The sequence below is a fragment of the Acidovorax sp. FG48 genome (genome assembly GCF_057809085.1).
In genome coordinates this window covers 20,945-36,565 of the sequence record NZ_JBMDJH010000015.1, presented here as the reverse complement: position 1 = coordinate 36,565, position 15,621 = coordinate 20,945, and the positions used below count along the sequence as shown (strand labels likewise).

12 protein-coding genes are annotated in these 15,621 nt (G+C 62.9%); 3 read left to right on the top strand and 9 right to left on the bottom strand.

Going from position 1 to position 15,621, the window contains the following annotated elements:
* The first annotated feature begins 147 nt into the window (after positions 1-147).
* Positions 148-2,379 carry a sensor domain-containing protein gene (locus tag ACODSU_RS18620; RefSeq protein WP_488843846.1) on the top strand — a complete coding sequence of 744 codons (2,232 nt, stop codon included), beginning with the start codon at positions 148-150 and terminating at the stop codon, positions 2,377-2,379.
* A gap of 62 nt (positions 2,380-2,441) precedes the next feature.
* On the opposite strand, the gene glmM is transcribed toward ACODSU_RS18620, so the two are convergent.
* The 4 genes from glmM to ACODSU_RS18600 form a co-directional block, all read right to left on the bottom strand.
* Positions 2,442-3,776 (bottom strand): phosphoglucosamine mutase, encoded by a 1,335-nt coding sequence (gene glmM, locus ACODSU_RS18615; RefSeq protein ID WP_291445732.1) that lies wholly within the window; start codon positions 3,774-3,776, stop codon positions 2,442-2,444.
* Between the two features lie 90 nt (positions 3,777-3,866).
* Entirely contained in the window at positions 3,867-4,697 is an 831-nt protein-coding gene (folP, locus tag ACODSU_RS18610) for a dihydropteroate synthase (RefSeq protein ID WP_488843843.1), read from the bottom strand.
* 124 nt (positions 4,698-4,821) lie between these two features.
* Positions 4,822-6,741: an ATP-dependent zinc metalloprotease FtsH gene (gene ftsH / locus ACODSU_RS18605; RefSeq protein WP_015013574.1), complete on the bottom strand. Its 1,920-nt coding sequence runs from the start codon at positions 6,739-6,741 to the stop codon at positions 4,822-4,824.
* A gap of 180 nt (positions 6,742-6,921) precedes the next feature.
* Positions 6,922-7,578 carry an RlmE family RNA methyltransferase gene (locus ACODSU_RS18600; protein WP_488843840.1) on the bottom strand — a complete coding sequence of 219 codons (657 nt, stop codon included), beginning with the start codon at positions 7,576-7,578 and terminating at the stop codon, positions 6,922-6,924.
* 105 nt (positions 7,579-7,683) lie between these two features.
* On the opposite strand from ACODSU_RS18600, the gene ACODSU_RS18595 reads away from it, so the two are divergent.
* Positions 7,684-8,157 (top strand): YhbY family RNA-binding protein, encoded by a 474-nt coding sequence (locus tag ACODSU_RS18595; protein WP_488843838.1) that lies wholly within the window; start codon positions 7,684-7,686, stop codon positions 8,155-8,157.
* Entirely contained in the window at positions 8,157-8,942 is a 786-nt protein-coding gene (locus ACODSU_RS18590) for a glycosyltransferase (RefSeq protein WP_209820387.1), read from the top strand. Before ACODSU_RS18595 ends, ACODSU_RS18590 begins: the two co-directional genes overlap by 1 nt.
* Positions 8,943-9,018: 76 nt before the next feature.
* Here the strand turns inward: ACODSU_RS18590 and ACODSU_RS18585 are convergent, their stop codons facing one another.
* From ACODSU_RS18585 to ACODSU_RS18565, 5 genes are all read right to left on the bottom strand, one after another.
* Positions 9,019-9,465 (bottom strand): DUF4149 domain-containing protein, encoded by a 447-nt coding sequence (locus tag ACODSU_RS18585; RefSeq protein WP_488843836.1) that lies wholly within the window; start codon positions 9,463-9,465, stop codon positions 9,019-9,021.
* An 11-nt stretch (positions 9,466-9,476) separates the two neighbouring features.
* The gene (gene greA / locus ACODSU_RS18580; RefSeq protein WP_209820385.1) at positions 9,477-9,953 is read right to left on the bottom strand and encodes a transcription elongation factor GreA; all 477 of its coding nucleotides are present in this window, start codon (positions 9,951-9,953) and stop codon (positions 9,477-9,479) included.
* A gap of 201 nt (positions 9,954-10,154) precedes the next feature.
* Positions 10,155-13,400 carry a carbamoyl-phosphate synthase large subunit gene (carB, locus tag ACODSU_RS18575; protein WP_110959065.1) on the bottom strand — a complete coding sequence of 1,082 codons (3,246 nt, stop codon included), beginning with the start codon at positions 13,398-13,400 and terminating at the stop codon, positions 10,155-10,157.
* Complete coding sequence (gene carA, locus ACODSU_RS18570) at positions 13,400-14,563, bottom strand: glutamine-hydrolyzing carbamoyl-phosphate synthase small subunit (protein WP_488843834.1); 1,164 nt, start codon at positions 14,561-14,563, stop codon at positions 13,400-13,402. Before carA ends, carB begins: the two co-directional genes overlap by 1 nt.
* 265 nt (positions 14,564-14,828) lie before the next feature.
* Positions 14,829-15,602: a TrmH family RNA methyltransferase gene (locus ACODSU_RS18565; RefSeq protein WP_488843832.1), complete on the bottom strand. Its 774-nt coding sequence runs from the start codon at positions 15,600-15,602 to the stop codon at positions 14,829-14,831.
* Between the last annotated feature and the right edge of the window lie 19 nt (positions 15,603-15,621).

Here is a 15,621-nt window from a genome sequence, read left to right as displayed (position 1 = left end):
ACTCCAGACAACTGCACCGGCGTCAGTCCTACGGCAGAACCTGCAACGCAGTACCTGAGGCTTACCCTCAAACGGCTTGTAAGCTGCCGCTGCTACACTTTGGCACAATTTTTGAGGCCGTCTGGCCCTGCCGCCTGTACTGGTCTTATGTATTCGCTGTTCAGCACTCCGCCCTCGCGGCGCGCCGGAGTGCCTACCGACACCCCACTGCAACGCACCCTGCGTGAACAACAGATCCTGCTGGATAGCGCGGGCGTGGGCATCGTGTTCCTTCGCCAGCGCAGTGTGGTGCGCTGCAACCAGCGGTATGCCGAAATTTTTGGCTACGCCAGCCCAGCCCACCTGGTAGGGCTCAACACCGAAGCCTTCTACCCAGACCGGGATGCCTTCCGGGACCTCGGGCGCACTGCCTATCCTGCGCTGGCCCAGGGGCAATCCTTCCGTATTGAACGCCAACTCTGTCGCCAGGACGGCACGCTATTCTGGGGCAGCCTGACAGGGCGCCTGATCAATCCGCACGACACCGGCGAAGGCTCGATCTGGATTGTGGACGACATCGATGAGCAAAAGCGTGCCCAGGCTGCGCTGAATGCCGCAGTGCGCGAAAAGCAGTTGCTGTTCGACAGCGCAATGGTGGGCATCGTGTTTTTGCGCGACCGGCACTTGACCCGCTGCAACCACCATTTTGAGCAGATGCTGGGCTTTGAGCCGGGCGAACTCATGGGCTGTTCGTCCCGCCGCTGGTACGCCAGCGATGCTGCCTGGCAAGAAGTGGGCGACCGCTGCTACCCCACGCTGGTGGCGGGGCAGTCGTACGAGGGCGAAGTGGAGCTGTGCCGCAAGGACGGCACCCCGGTCATCTGTGAAGTCCGCAGCAAATGCATCGATCCGGCCGACCCAGCCCAGGGCACCATCTGGATCACCATGGACATCACCGACCGCAAACGCGCACAGGCGATGCTGGCCCAGGCCCATGAGGAGCTGGAGCGACAGGTGCAAGACCGCACGCGCGAGCTGCGCGAAACCGTGGCCAACCTGCACCGTGAAATCAATGATCGCAAGGCTGACCAGGAGCGCATTTACTGGCTGGCTCACTACGATGCGCTGACGGGTCTGCCCAACCGGGCCCTGCTGGCAGAACGCGCGCAGCAGGCCATTCGGCTGGCGCAAGACAACCAGACGCCCCTGGCCGTCATCTTCCTGGATCTGGATCACTTCAAGCATGTGAACGACTCTCTGGGCCACCGGGTGGGCGATGTACTGCTGGTCGAAATTGCCAAAAGGCTGCGCGCCGTGGTGCGCGACAAGGACACGGTCTCTCGCCTGGGCGGTGATGAGTTCATCCTGCTTCTGCCCGGAGCAGATGCGCGGGGCGCAGCCCGGGTCGCTAGCAAATTGCAGGAGGCGTCGCGCCAGCCGTACCAGATCGACCACCACGAGCTCACGATGGCCCCGTCGATGGGCATTGCGCTGTTTCCGCAAGACGGACACGACTTCGACACGCTGACCCAGTCGGCCGACGTGGCCATGTACCGCGCCAAGCTGGATGGGCGCAATACCTTCCGCTTCTTCACCCCCGAGATGCAGGCCCAGTCGGTGCGCGCCTTGCAACTCGAAAACGCATTGCGCCGCGCCCTGGAACGGGAGCAGTTCCACCTGCACTACCAGCCGCAGATGAACTTGGCCACGGGAACCGTGCGCAGTGTGGAAGCCCTGTTGCGGTGGCAACACCCCCAGCTCGGCCCCATCTCTCCTGGAGAGTTCATCCCGATTGCTGAAGACAGCGGACAGATTCTGCAGATTGGCGAGTGGGTGCTGCGCACGGCACTGGCCCAGCTCAAGGCATGGCGCAGCTCCGGGTTTCCCGAACTCACGATGGCCGTGAACCTGTCGGCGATCCAGTTTCGCCAGCCACAGCTGCCTGAACTGGTGAGCCGGGTGCTCGTGGAGTTTGACCTGCCCCCCGATTCGCTGGAACTGGAGCTCACGGAAGGTGTGGCCGTGGACGATCCCCACGCGGCCGTGGCGACCATGGACCAGCTGCATGCACGGGGCGTACGGATGTCGATGGACGACTTCGGAACGGGCTACTCGTCACTCAGCCAGCTCAAGCGGTTCCAGATCTTCAAGCTGAAGATCGATCAATCCTTTGTGCGCGACCTGGGCAACGACAGCAACGACCGCGCCATCGTCAGCGCCATCATCCGCATGGCGCAGGCGCTGGGGATGCGCACCACCGCCGAGGGAGTGGAAACCGAAAGCCAGCTGGCCTTTCTGCACGAACAGGGTTGTGACGAGGCGCAGGGCTACCACTTCAGCACACCGCTGCCCGCAGAGCAGCTGGAGCGCTTCATGCGGCAGCACACTGCCGCACACTAAGCCGACTCAAGACCACTCGGGGTGCGACAGACGCTGCCGCGCTCCGCTGAAAGACCAGATACTCAGCCCGCACGAGCGGCATCTGCCAGCCGCTGCGCACAGGAGCTGGCCACTTGCGCGTCGCGCGCTTCCACCATCACACGCAGCAAGGGCTCGGTGCCACTGGCACGGATCAAGACGCGGCCCGAGGAGCCCAGTTGCTGCTCCACCGCCTGCGTGGTCTCAGCCAGCAGGCGGTTGGCCTTCCAGTCCTGCCCGGGCGCCAGGCGAACATTGAGCAACACCTGCGGGTACAGGGTGATGTCTGCCAGCAACTGCGCCAGCGTGCGACCGCTGCGCACACAGGCCTGCAGCACCTGTAGCGCACTCACCAAACCGTCGCCGGTGGTGTGCCGGTCCAGGGCCAGCAGGTGGCCCGAGCCCTCCCCGCCCAGCACCCAGTGGTGGCGCGCCAGTTCTTCCAGTACATACCGGTCACCGACCTTGGCGCGCACAAATTTCACGCCCTTGGCCTGCAGTGCCACTTCCACCGCCATGTTGGTCATCAGGGTACCCACCACACCCGGCACATGCTCGTCACGGCCCATGCGGTCTGCGGCCATCAGATACAGCAGCTCGTCGCCGTTGTACAGCCGCCCTGTGGCGTCCACGATCTGCAGCCGGTCTGCGTCGCCATCCAGCGCGATGCCATAGTCGGCACGGTTCGCGCGCACGGCGCGGACCAAGGCGTCGGGATGTGTGGCGCCCACTTCGTGGTTGATGTTGAGGCCGTCGGGCGCGCAGCCAATCGACAGCACTTCTGCACCCAGCTCGTGGAAGACCTTGGGCGCCACCTGGTAGGCGGCACCGTGGGCCGCATCCACCACGATCTTCAAGCCCTTGAGTGTCAGGTCCTGAGGAAAGGTGCTTTTGCAGAACTCGATGTAGCGCCCGGCAGCGTCATCCAGACGCCGCGCCTTGCCCAGGCTGGCAGAGTCCACCCAGACCGGTGGCTCGGCCAGCGCGGCCTCTACCGCCAGCTCCCAGGCGTCCGACAGCTTGGTGCCTTGCGCACTGAAGAACTTGATGCCGTTGTCGGGATAGGCGTTGTGGCTGGCGCTGATGACCACACCCAGACTGGCGCGCTGGGCACGGGTCAGATACGCCACGCCAGGCGTAGGCAGCGGCCCCAGCAGCACCACATCCACCCCTGCCGAGTTGAAGCCAGACTCCAGCGCGCTTTCAAGCATGTAGCCCGAGATGCGCGTGTCTTTGCCAATGAGCACCGTAGGGCGCTCTTCCGTACGGCGCAACACGCGGCCCACCGCATGGGCCAGGCGCAACACGAAGTCCGGCGTAATGGGCGGCTGCCCGACGGTGCCACGGATGCCGTCGGTTCCAAAGTATTGGCGTGTCATGTTCTGGCGTCTCCTCGTACGGATCTCTGTATGTTGTTCTCACAGGCGAGGACTTGGCGTCCCACAACCTGCTCTCAAATCACTGGCCCCTCAGCCAGATCGCTGCATCGCAGACCACACGGCCAGTGCCGCCACGGTCTCGCGCACATCGTGCACACGCACTACCGAAGCGCCCCGCTCGACCGCCAGCACGGCGGCGGCCACGCTGGGCACCATGCGCTGATCCACCTCCAGCCCGGTCACCGCGCCCAGCGACGACTTGCGTGACCACCCTGCCAGCAGCGGATAGCCAGCAGCCAGCAATTCAGAATGCCGCGCCAGCAAGGCAAAGTTTTGTTCCAACGTTTTGCCGAAGCCAATGCCCGCATCCAGCAGAATACGAGTCTTTTCAACCCCAAGCGCTAGTAGATTATGCGCCTGCAGCTGCAAAAATGATAGCACCTGTGGCACCACGTCCCCGTCCATGGGCGCCTGCTGCATGGTCTGCGGGTCGCGGTGCATATGCATCAGGCACACGCCGCACTGCGGGTGCGCAGCCACCGCCGCCGCAGCGCCTGGCTGCCGCAGGGCCCAAATGTCGTTGACGATGTCGGCCCCCAGGTCCAGCACCGCGCGCATGACGTTGGGCTTGTAGGTGTCCACCGAGATCGGGACACCCAGGGTGACCGCCTCACGCACCAGAGGCACCACACGAGACAGCTCTTCGTCCAGGGGTACCGCGGGGCTGCCCGGCCGGGTGGACTCGCCACCGATGTCCAGGATATCGGCCCCCTCCTTCAGCAGCTGCTCGCAATGCCGCAGCGCAGCAGCCGTGGAGCCATAACGCCCCCCGTCGGAGAAAGAGTCCGGCGTCACATTGACGATACCCATGACCTGGGGACGGGTCAGGTCAATGGCGAAGCGAGAGGTTTGCCAGATCATGTGTCGATCGAACCCATGCAGATTCGCGAAAGAGAGGCCAAGCCAACAAATTCGCAGTGAAAAATGGAACGCCACGAAAAACGGGGCACAAGGCCCCGTCTGAACGGCTGTACCGAGAGCCTGGTCAGGCTGCTGTCGGTGCGGTGTCCGTAGCTACTGCAGGAGTACCGCCACTGGAGTTATCGCCACCCGAGGGCGGAGTGCGTGGTGTCCAGTCCTTGGGAGGACGGGGCTCCTTGCCTGCCATGATGTCATCCAGCTGCTCGGTATCGATAGTTTCCCATTCGAGCAGGGCCTTGGCCATGGCGTGCATCTTGTCGCTGTTTTCTTCGATCAGACGACGCGCCAGGTTGTACTGGTCATCGATGATGCGGCGCACCTCCATGTCCACCTTTTCCATGGTCTGCTCACTCATGGTGGTGGTCTTGGTGACCGAACGGCCCAGGAACACTTCGCCTTCGTTCTCGGCGTAGACCATGGGGCCCAGGGCATCGGTCATGCCATAGCGGGTGACCATGTCACGGGCGATATGCGTGGCGCGCTCAAAGTCATTGCTGGCGCCGGTGGTCATCTGGTTCATGAACACTTCTTCAGCGATACGACCACCGAACAGCATGCTGATCTGGTTGAGCATGTATTCGCGGTCATAGCTGTAGCGGTCCTGCGCAGGCAGGCTCATCGTCACACCCAGGGCGCGGCCACGGGGGATGATGGTGACCTTGTGCACCGGGTCGCATTTGGGCAACAGCTTGCCGATCAGGGCGTGACCCGCCTCGTGGTAGGCCGTGTTGCGACGCTCTTCCTCGGGCATGACCATGCTCTTGCGCTCGGGGCCCATGAGGATCTTGTCCTTGGCCTTCTCAAAGTCCTGCATCTCCACGGTGCGCGCATTGCGGCGCGCAGCCATCAGAGCCGCTTCGTTGCACAGGTTGGCCAAGTCGGCACCGCTCATGCCGGGCGTACCACGGGCGATGATCGCAGGGGCCACGTCCTGGCCGATCGGGATCTTGCGCATGTGCACATTCAGGATCTGCTCGCGGCCGCGGATGTCGGGCAACGTCACGTATACCTGCCGGTCGAAACGGCCGGGGCGCAGCAGGGCGGCGTCCAGGATGTCGGGACGGTTGGTGGCAGCCACCACGATCACACCCAGGTTGGTCTCAAAGCCGTCCATCTCAACCAGCATCTGGTTCAGGGTCTGCTCGCGCTCATCATTGCCGCCGCCCAGTCCAGCACCGCGCTGGCGGCCCACTGCGTCGATTTCATCGATGAAGATAATGCAGGGGGCGTTCTTCTTGGCGTTGTCGAACATGTCGCGCACGCGAGCCGCGCCCACGCCAACGAACATTTCCACAAAATCGGAGCCCGAGATACTGAAGAACGGTACCTTGGCTTCGCCCGCGATGGACTTGGCCAGCAAGGTCTTACCGGTACCGGGCGGGCCGACCAGCAGCAGGCCACGGGGAATACGGCCACCCAGCTTCTGGAACTTCTGCGGGTCCTTCAGGAAGTCCACGACTTCCTTCACTTCTTCCTTGGCCTCGTCACAGCCCGCCACGTCCGCGAACGTGACCTGGTTGTTGTTCTCGTCCAGCATGCGCGCCTTGCTCTTGCCGAAGCTGAACGCACCGCCCTTGCCGCCGCCCTGCATCTGACGCATGAAGTACACCCATACGCCAATCAGCAGCAGCATGGGGCCCCAGCTGACCAAAAGCGTCATGAGCAGGGAACCTTCCTCACGGGGCTTCACGTCGAACTTGACGTTATGGTTCAGCAGGTCGCCCACCAGACCACGGTCCAACACCGAGGCATTCGTGCGGATTTTGCGGTCATCGGTCGTGACCGCCACAATCTCGCCGCCGCTCAGCCCTTCAGGAATGGTGGCGCTTTTGATGCGATTGTTGCGGACTTCGTCCAGAAACTCGGAATACCCGACGTGGCCTGCACTTGCGCCGCTGCGGGTGTCAAACTGTTTGAACACCGTGAACAGCACCATGGCGATGACCAGCCATACGGCAATTTTTGAAAACCACTGATTGTTCAAGCGGGGCTCCAGTTGCGGGGAACAGAAAACGGACACACTGCCGTCATGGCACGCATGTGCGGCCCATTTTAGGTCTTTCAAGCCACGGGGCCAGCCCTATTCCCCCTCACGCCCATGGAATCAGCGCGGGCTTTGGCGCCAAAGTTCACGGATTCTTGACCTGAGGCAAGCCTGGACAGGCTACTTTTTAAGCCCCATACCCACCAGGAACGTTTCGGAGGACTTGTCGCGCGAAGCCTTGGGTTTCAGGGGCTTGACGACCTTGAAGGTCTGCTTGAACAAGGTGACCAGATCGCTGTACCCACTGCCATGGAACAGCTTGACCACCAGGGCGCCCTCCGGTTTCAAATGGTTGCAAGCAAAATCCACAGCCAACTCCACCAAGTGCGCAATCCGCGCCGCATCGGCCGACTCGATGCCCGACAGGTTGGGCGCCATGTCCGACACAACCACGTCCACCACCCGGCCGTCGAGCACCTGCTCCAGGCGCTCCAGCACTTCGGGCTCCCGAAAATCTCCGTTCAGGTAGGTGACACCTTCAATCGGCTCCATGGGCAAGATGTCCAACGCAATGATCACCCCGTTGAGCTGCCCTGCTGCAGCACCCGAGGGTGAGAGGCGCCGGCGCAGATACTGGCTCCATGCCCCCGGGGTAGAGCCCAGATCGACGACCGTATATCCCGGCTTGATAAGGCCCAGTTGCTCGTCAATCTCCTTGAGCTTGTAGGCGGCACGGGCGCGGTAACCCTCCTTCTGTGCCAATTTGACATAGGTGTCGTTCACGTGGTCGTTGAGCCACGCCTTGTTCACCTTTTTGCTCTGGGTTTTGACTTTCATATGACGGTATTGTCTCTCGGCAATCGCAGCAGTGGCTGATCTGCCATCAGCGCTGCGCATGTCAGCCGGAATCACATCCAGCCGGGCCGCAGACATAATACGGGGATGCCCCAAATTCAACTGACTCCTGCCGAGCGCCGGGAACAACGCGCCGCTGCCCACCACCTGGACCCCGTGGTCCTGATTGGCGGCGATGGCCTCACCCCCGCCGTCAAGAAGGAAATTGACGCCGCCCTCAACGCCCATGGCCTGATCAAGGTGCGTGTTTTCAACGATGACCGCACCGCGCGCGAGCTGATGTACCAGGAGCTGACCGCTGAACTCAACGCCGCGCCTATCCAGCACATCGGCAAGCTGCTGGTGCTGTGGCGGCCTCAACCTGTCAAGGAGCGCACCGTCGATGAAGACAGGATGCCCGGCCCCCGCGACGTCAAGGTGCTCAAGTACAGCAAGCGGGGTGGCCAACGCCCCGAGATCAAGCAGTTGCGCGTGCTCGGTAACCAGCGCCTCACCTCGGGCGGCCAGATCAAGCGGGCGAAGCCCAAGCAAAAATCCATCAAGAAGCGTCAGGCCGACTGATGAGCCACGATGCAGGCTCGGCAGTACCTGCAACCGTTGCAGCACCTGCCGGCAAGGCGCCCACGCGCCACATCCTCTGCATGAAATGGGGCACGAAATACGGCCCCGAATACGTCAACCGGCTGTATGCCATGGTGCGCAGGCACCTGAGCGGGGATTTTCGCTTTGTCTGTCTTACCGATGACAGCACCGGCATCCGCAGCGAAGTGCAATGCCTGCCCATTCCCGCACTGGATCTGCCGCCCGGCATTCCCGAGCGGGGCTGGACCAAGCTGGCCACCTTCAGCGCAGATTTGCACGGGCTGCGCGGCACGGCCCTGTTTCTGGACGTGGATGTGGTCATCACCGGCAGCCTGGATGATTTTTTCACCCAACCCGGCGAATTTCTGATCATTCACGACTACAAGCGTCCGTGGCGCATCACCGGCAACTCGTCCGTGTACCGCTTTGAACTGGGTGCGCACCCCGATGTGCTGGCGTATTTTCGCGAGCACTTCGCCGAAATCCGGGCACAGTTCCGCAATGAGCAAGCCTACCTGTCAGACTTCTTGCACAAGCAGGGCAAGCTGCAATACTGGCCCGCCGCGTGGTGCCCCAGTTTCAAGTACCACGGAATCCCCCCCTGGCCTACCAACTACTGGCGCGCGCCGTTTGTGCCGGAAGGTGCACGCATCGTGATTTTTCATGGGGAATGCAACCCCCCGGATGCCCTGGCGGGCCGGCGCAACCGGCGGTTTCGCTACATCCGCCCAGCCACCTGGGTGGCGGAACACTGGCACGAATAGGCGCGGCGGCGGGCCGGCTTGTTCTAAAAAAAGTCTATGCCGCAGTAGATTTGTCAGCGAATCGCTCACTTGACCGTCAATCGCTGGCGGACCGCTCTTCCTCTGCCGCGTGCGCTCCCGGCCGCAGCGTTTGCCACAACACTGCCAAGGCGCAGCCCCATTGCGCTGCATACATCACCGTCCCCACGCTGTGCCACAGACGCAAGTCCTGCCGGGCCACAATGCGGGGCGCAACGCCAAACTGGTTGAGCAACGCCAGCAGCAGGCCACCGAGAACGAACAGCATGGCAGCGCGTGCCCAAGGATATTGGGCCAGTCCATGCCGAGGCCTGGACAAGAGCAGCAGCACCACACAACACACCACCGCCACCCAGGTCTGCGCCGCAAACAGCTTGGCCGCCATGTTGCCCGCCATCGTGGGCGAAGGCAGATGGGCAAACAGCATGGGCACGACCAGAAACCCGATGGTGGTCAAACTGCCCCACCAAAGTGCAGCGACCAGGGCAGGGAGGCGGCGGGACATGCCGTGCACGCTCACTGGTAGCTGACCGCCACCACTTCATAGCGACGAATGCCGCCGGGGGCCTGCACCTCGGCGGTATCGCCCTCTTCCTTGCCAATCAGCGCACGCGCGATGGGGCTGGAAATATTGATCAAGCCTCGCTTGAGGTCAGCCTCGTCTTCGCCCACGATCTGGTACTTCACCGTGTCACCAGAGTCTTCGTCCTCCAGTTCGACCGTGGCACCAAACACCACCTTGCCGCCACCGTCGACCGCACTGGGGTCAATGACCTGGGCTACCGAGAGCTTGCCCTCGATCTCCTGAATGCGGCCTTCGATGAAACCCTGGCGGTCCTTGGCTGCGTCGTAGTCGGCGTTTTCGCTCAGGTCACCCTGGGCGCGTGCTTCGGCAATGGCAGCGATCACCGCAGGACGCTCCACGGTCTTGAGGCGGTGCAGCTCTTCCTTGAGCATTTCAGCGCCGCGCTTGGTAATGGGAATGGTGGCCATGCGATTGAGTCTCCACAAGTCAAAACGGTGAAAGTGCAAGGCACTTCCACCGATCTTTCGCCACGCTGCTCCCCACAAAACATTGGGGGGTGCACGTGGCACATCTACAAAAGGAAACCGCCGCACGTTGCCGCGCGGCGGTGTTGGTTCAGTGGCGATTATGCCGTGTTTGCGGCGGCCAAAGCCACCGCAAAAACCCGGTCAGGCCGCCAGCTGAGCGTGCAGTTCCTGCACGGAATACACGTCGAGCTTGTCCAGGTACTTCATGCCTTCCACGGCCGCCTCCGCACCAAAGATGGTGGTGAACGTGGTCACGCGGGCCAGCAGCGACGAGGTACGAATCGCACGCGAATCGGCAATCGCGTTACGGCGTTCTTCCACCGTGTTGATGACCATGACAATCTCGTTGTTCTTGATCATGTCCACGATGTGCGGGCGGCCTTCGGTGACCTTGTTGACCACCACCACCGGGACACCCGCTTCGGCAATGGCTGCAGCCGTGCCCTTGGTAGCAACCAGGTCGAAGCCCAGCGCCACCAACTGGCGGGCAATGTCCACTGCACGGGGCTTGTCGTTGTTCTTCACGGTAAGGAACACCTTGCCCGACGTCGGCAGCTTAGTGCCCGCGCCCAGCTGGCTCTTCACGAAGGCTTCGCCAAAGGTCTTGCCCACGCCCATCACTTCGCCGGTGGACTTCATCTCGGGGCCGAGGATGGTGTCCACGCCGGGGAACTTGACGAACGGGAACACCGCTTCCTTCACGCTGAAGTACGGCGGTGTGACTTCCTTGGTGATGCCCTGCGAAGCCAGCGTCTGGCCCGCCATGCAGCGTGCCGCGACCTTGGCCAGCTGGATGCCGGTGGCCTTGGAGACAAACGGCACCGTGCGCGAGGCGCGGGGGTTCACTTCCAGCACGTAGATCACGTCCTTGCCATCCACTTCCTGAATGGCAAACTGCACGTTCATCAGGCCCACCACGTTCAGGCCTTCAGCCATGGCAGCCGACTGGCGCTTGAGCTCGTCCACCGTGGCTTGCTTGAGGTAGTACGGAGGCAGCGAGCAGGCCGAGTCACCCGAGTGCACACCGGCTTGCTCGATATGTTCCATCACACCACCGATGAAGGTCTTGCCCTCGGGGTCGCGCAAGCAGTCCACATCGCACTCGATGGCGTCGTTCAGGAAGCGGTCTAGCAGCACGGGCGAGTCGTTGCTCACCTTCACGGCCTCGCGCATGTAACGCTCCAGGTCGCGTTGTTCGTGCACGATTTCCATCGCACGACCGCCCAGCACATAGCTGGGGCGCACCACCAGGGGGTAACCCAGCGTAGCAGCCTTTTCCAGGGCCTCGGCTTCGGTGCGTGCGGTGGCATTGGGCGGCTGGCGCAGGCCCAGATCGCCCAGCAGTTTCTGGAAGCGCTCGCGGTCTTCTGCTGCGTCGATCATGTCGGGGCTGGTGCCGATGATCGGCACGCCTTCGGCTTCCAGGCCCAGTGCAAGCTTCAAAGGCGTCTGGCCGCCGTACTGCACGATCACGCCGTGTGGCTTTTCCTTGTCCACGATTTCGAGCACGTCTTCGAGCGTGAGCGGCTCAAAGTACAGGCGGTCCGACGTGTCATAGTCGGTCGAAACCGTTTCAGGGTTGCAGTTGACCATGATGGTTTCGTAGCCATCCTCGCGCATGGCGAGTGCGGCATGCACGCAGCAATAGTCGAACTCGATGCCCTGGCCGATGCGGTTCGGGCCACCGCCCAGCACCATGATCTTTTTCTTGTCAGTGGGCGCGGCTTCGCACTCTTCCTCGTAGGTCGAGTACATGTAGGCCGTGTTGGTCGCAAACTCTGCAGCGCAGGTGTCCACGCGCTTGTAGACCGGGCGCACGTTGAGGGCGCGGCGTGCTTCGCGCACCGATTTCTCGGTGGTCTTGAGCAGCTTGGCCAGTCGGCGGTCGGAGAAGCCCTTCTTCTTGAGGGTGCGCAGCGTGTCAGCATCCAGCGATGCCAATGCAGCGTCGCCCTTTTCTGCAGCGATCTTGTCCAGCTCCAGCTCGATCTTCACGATCTCTTCGATCTGCACCAGGAACCACTTGTCGATCTTGGTGAGGTCATACACCTCGTCCACCGACAGGCCCATGGCAAAAGCGTCGCCCACGTACCAGATGCGCTCGGGACCGGGCTCGCCCAGTTCCTTTTCGAGCACTTCGCGGTCCTGGGTCTTTTCGTTCATGCCGTCCACGCCCACTTCCAGACCGCGCAGGGCTTTCTGGAAGGACTCCTGGAAGGTGCGGCCCATGGCCATGACCTCGCCCACGGACTTCATCTGGGTGGTCAGGCGGCTGTCGGCCGTCGGGAATTTCTCGAACGCAAAACGTGGGATCTTGGTGACCACGTAGTCGATCGAAGGCTCGAACGAGGCAGGCGTGGCGCCGCCCGTGATTTCGTTCTTGAGCTCATCGAGCGTGTAGCCCACGGCCAGCTTGGCGGCGACCTTAGCGATGGGGAAGCCCGTGGCCTTGGAGGCCAGCGCCGACGAACGCGACACGCGCGGGTTCATCTCGATGACGATCATGCGGCCGTCCTTCGGGTTGACCGAGAACTGCACGTTGGAGCCACCCGTGTCTACGCCGATCTCGCGCAGCACCGCGAGCGACGCGTTGCGCATGATCTGGTATTCCTTGTCGGTCAGCGTCTGTGCGGGAGCCACGGTGATCGAGTCACCCGTGTGCACGCCCATGGGGTCCAGGTTCTCGATGGAGCAGATGATGATGCAGTTGTCCGCCTTGTCGCGGACCACTTCCATCTCGTACTCTTTCCAGCCGAGCAGCGATTCTTCGATCAGCAGCTCGTTGGTGGGCGAGGCTTCCAGGCCGCGCTTGCAGATGGTCTCGAACTCTTCGGGGTTGTAGGCAATGCCACCGCCCGTGCCACCCAGCGTGAAGCTGGGGCGGATCACGGTGGGGAAACCCACGCTCTTTTGCACCGCCCAGGCTTCATCCATGCTGTGAGCGATGCCCGAGCGCGCGGAGCCCAGACCGATCTTGGTCATGGCGTCCTTGAACTTCAGGCGGTCTTCAGCCTTGTCGATGGCTTCGGGCGTGGCGCCGATCAGCTCGACCTTGTACTTGTCGAGCACGCCGTTGCGCCACAGGTCGAGCGCGCAGTTCAGCGCCGTCTGGCCGCCCATGGTGGGCAGGATGGCGTCAGGGCGCTCCTTGGCGATGATCTTCTCGACCGTCTGCCAGGTGATGGGCTCGATGTAGGTGACGTCGGCGGTGGCCGGGTCGGTCATGATCGTCGCGGGGTTGCTGTTGATCAGGATGACCTTGTAGCCCTCTTCGCGCAGGGCCTTGCAGGCCTGCACGCCGGAGTAGTCGAACTCGCAGGCCTGGCCGATGATGATCGGGCCGGCGCCGATGATGAGGATCGATTTGAGGTCTGTGCGCTTTGGCATTATTTCTTCTCCATCAGCGCGGTGAAGCGGTCAAACAGGTAGGCGATGTCGTGCGGGCCGGGCGATGCCTCGGGGTGACCCTGGAAGCAGAACGCAGGCTTGTCGGTGCGCTCCAGCCCTTGCAGAGTGCCGTCGAACAGGCTGATGTGCGTGGGGCGCAGCGTGGCAGGCAGCGAGGCCATGTCCACGGCAAAACCGTGGTTCTGGCTGGTGATGCTCACGCGGCCGTTGTCCAGGTCCTTCACGGGGTGGTTGGCACCATGGTGGCTGTTGTCCATCTTGAAGGTCTTGGCGCCGCTGGCCAGAGCCATGATCTGGTGGCCCAGGCAGATGCCGAAGGTGGGCACGCCCGCTTCGACGATCTGGCGGGTGGCTTCGATGGCGTAGTCGCAGGGCTCTGGGTCGCCAGGGCCGTTGGACAGGAACACGCCGTCCGGCTTCATGGCCAGCACGTCGGCCGCGGGCGTTTTGGCGGGCACCACGGTGAGCTTGCAGCCACGCTCGGCCAGCATACGCAGGATGTTCTTCTTGACGCCAAAGTCATACGCCACCACATGGAAGCGCGGCGCAGCCTGTGTGCCATAGCCATCGCCCAGCTTCCACTCGGTCTGGTCCCAGGTATAGGTCGCAGGGGTGGTCACCACCTGGGCCAGGTCCAGGCCCTTCATGCTGGGCGCAGCCTTGGCAGCCGCCAGGGCTTCGTCGATGCGCGCCTGCGTGACGGTCTCACCGGCTGCGAGGCCCAGGATGGCACCGTTCTGCGCACCCTTGTCACGCAGCAGGCGGGTGAGCTTGCGGGTGTCGATGTTGGCAATGGCCACCGTCTTTTCGCGCACGAGGTACTGCGAAAGCGTTTCGGTGGATCGGAAGTTGCTGGCCAGAAGTGGCAGGTCTTTGATGATCAGGCCTGCAGCATGGACCTTGTCGGCCTCGATGTCTTCCGCATTGACGCCGTAATTGCCGATGTGCGGATACGTCAGGGTGACGATCTGCTGGCAGTAGCTGGGGTCGGTGAGGATTTCCTGGTAGCCGGTGATGGCGGTGTTGAACACCACTTCGCCGACCGTGGTGCCGGTGGCACCGATCGAGTTACCGATAAAGACCGTGCCGTCTGCGAGCGCCAGGATGGCGGGCGGGAAGTTTCCCTTGAGAGACAAAAGCACTGGGTTCTCCGGATGGTTACGGTCGCCCGGCGCCTGCAGACCACTCGCACACTCGAAGCGCGATGGTGCCAAGGGCTGCTCTCAGATGGGTTGTTGCTTTGGGTGCGGTCGGGCGACGCTGTTGCGAGAAAAGCTCCCGATTATACCCTCCGTCGCTGACACCTCCGCAATGCACGCCTTGCATAACCCTGATACCAGCGTCTATGACCTGCGAGCCCCAAGCTCGCCTTGGACGCCCACAGCACCGCGGCAGGCACAGACAGCGTCAGCGCCCTGCTCCGCTCGCGTGCAGGCAGATGGCCGCAGCCGCCGCCACATTCAGCGACTCCTCGCCGCCGGGTTGGGCAATGCGGATGCGCAAAGAAGCCCTATCTTCCAGAGCCGGGCTGACGCCCTGCCCTTCGTGGCCCATCACCCAGGCGCAGGGCCAGGGCAAGGCGGCGCGGTGCAAGAAGTCGCCCGCGTGGGAGCTGGTGACCAGCAGCGGCACCTGGAGGGCGGCGAGGTCGTCCAGCGCCAGCCCTTCAATCAGGTCGAGTGCGAAATGCGCCCCCATGCCGGCCCGCAAGACCTTGGGCGACCACAACGCGGCACTGCCCTTGATGGCGGCCACCTGGCGAAACCCGAACGCCGAGGCGCTGCGCAGGATGGAACCCACATTGCCCGCGTCCTGCACCCTGTCCAGCACCACGGTGGGCGCATTGGGCTGGAGTGAAGCCGGTGCGGGCAAGTCCAGGATAAAACCCATCGAGGCGGGCGACTCCAGCCCGCTCACGTCCGCAAACAGTGCATCGGCAAGGACTATGAATTTCGTAGCTGCACCAGCATATTCCACCTGCGCCTGCGGCCAAAAAGACTCAGAAAACACCGCCACCGATGCCCGCAGCCCCCGCGCCAGCGCGGCGCGGCACAGATGGTCTCCTTCGAGCCAGACACGGCCCTGCTTGCGGTACGCCGTCGTGTCCTGCGCCAAACGGCGCAAGTCCTTGACCAAGGCGTTATCGCGGGAATGGATGGCGGTGACGGACGAGGAGGTCATGGCTAGTTTTCAGCGCCCG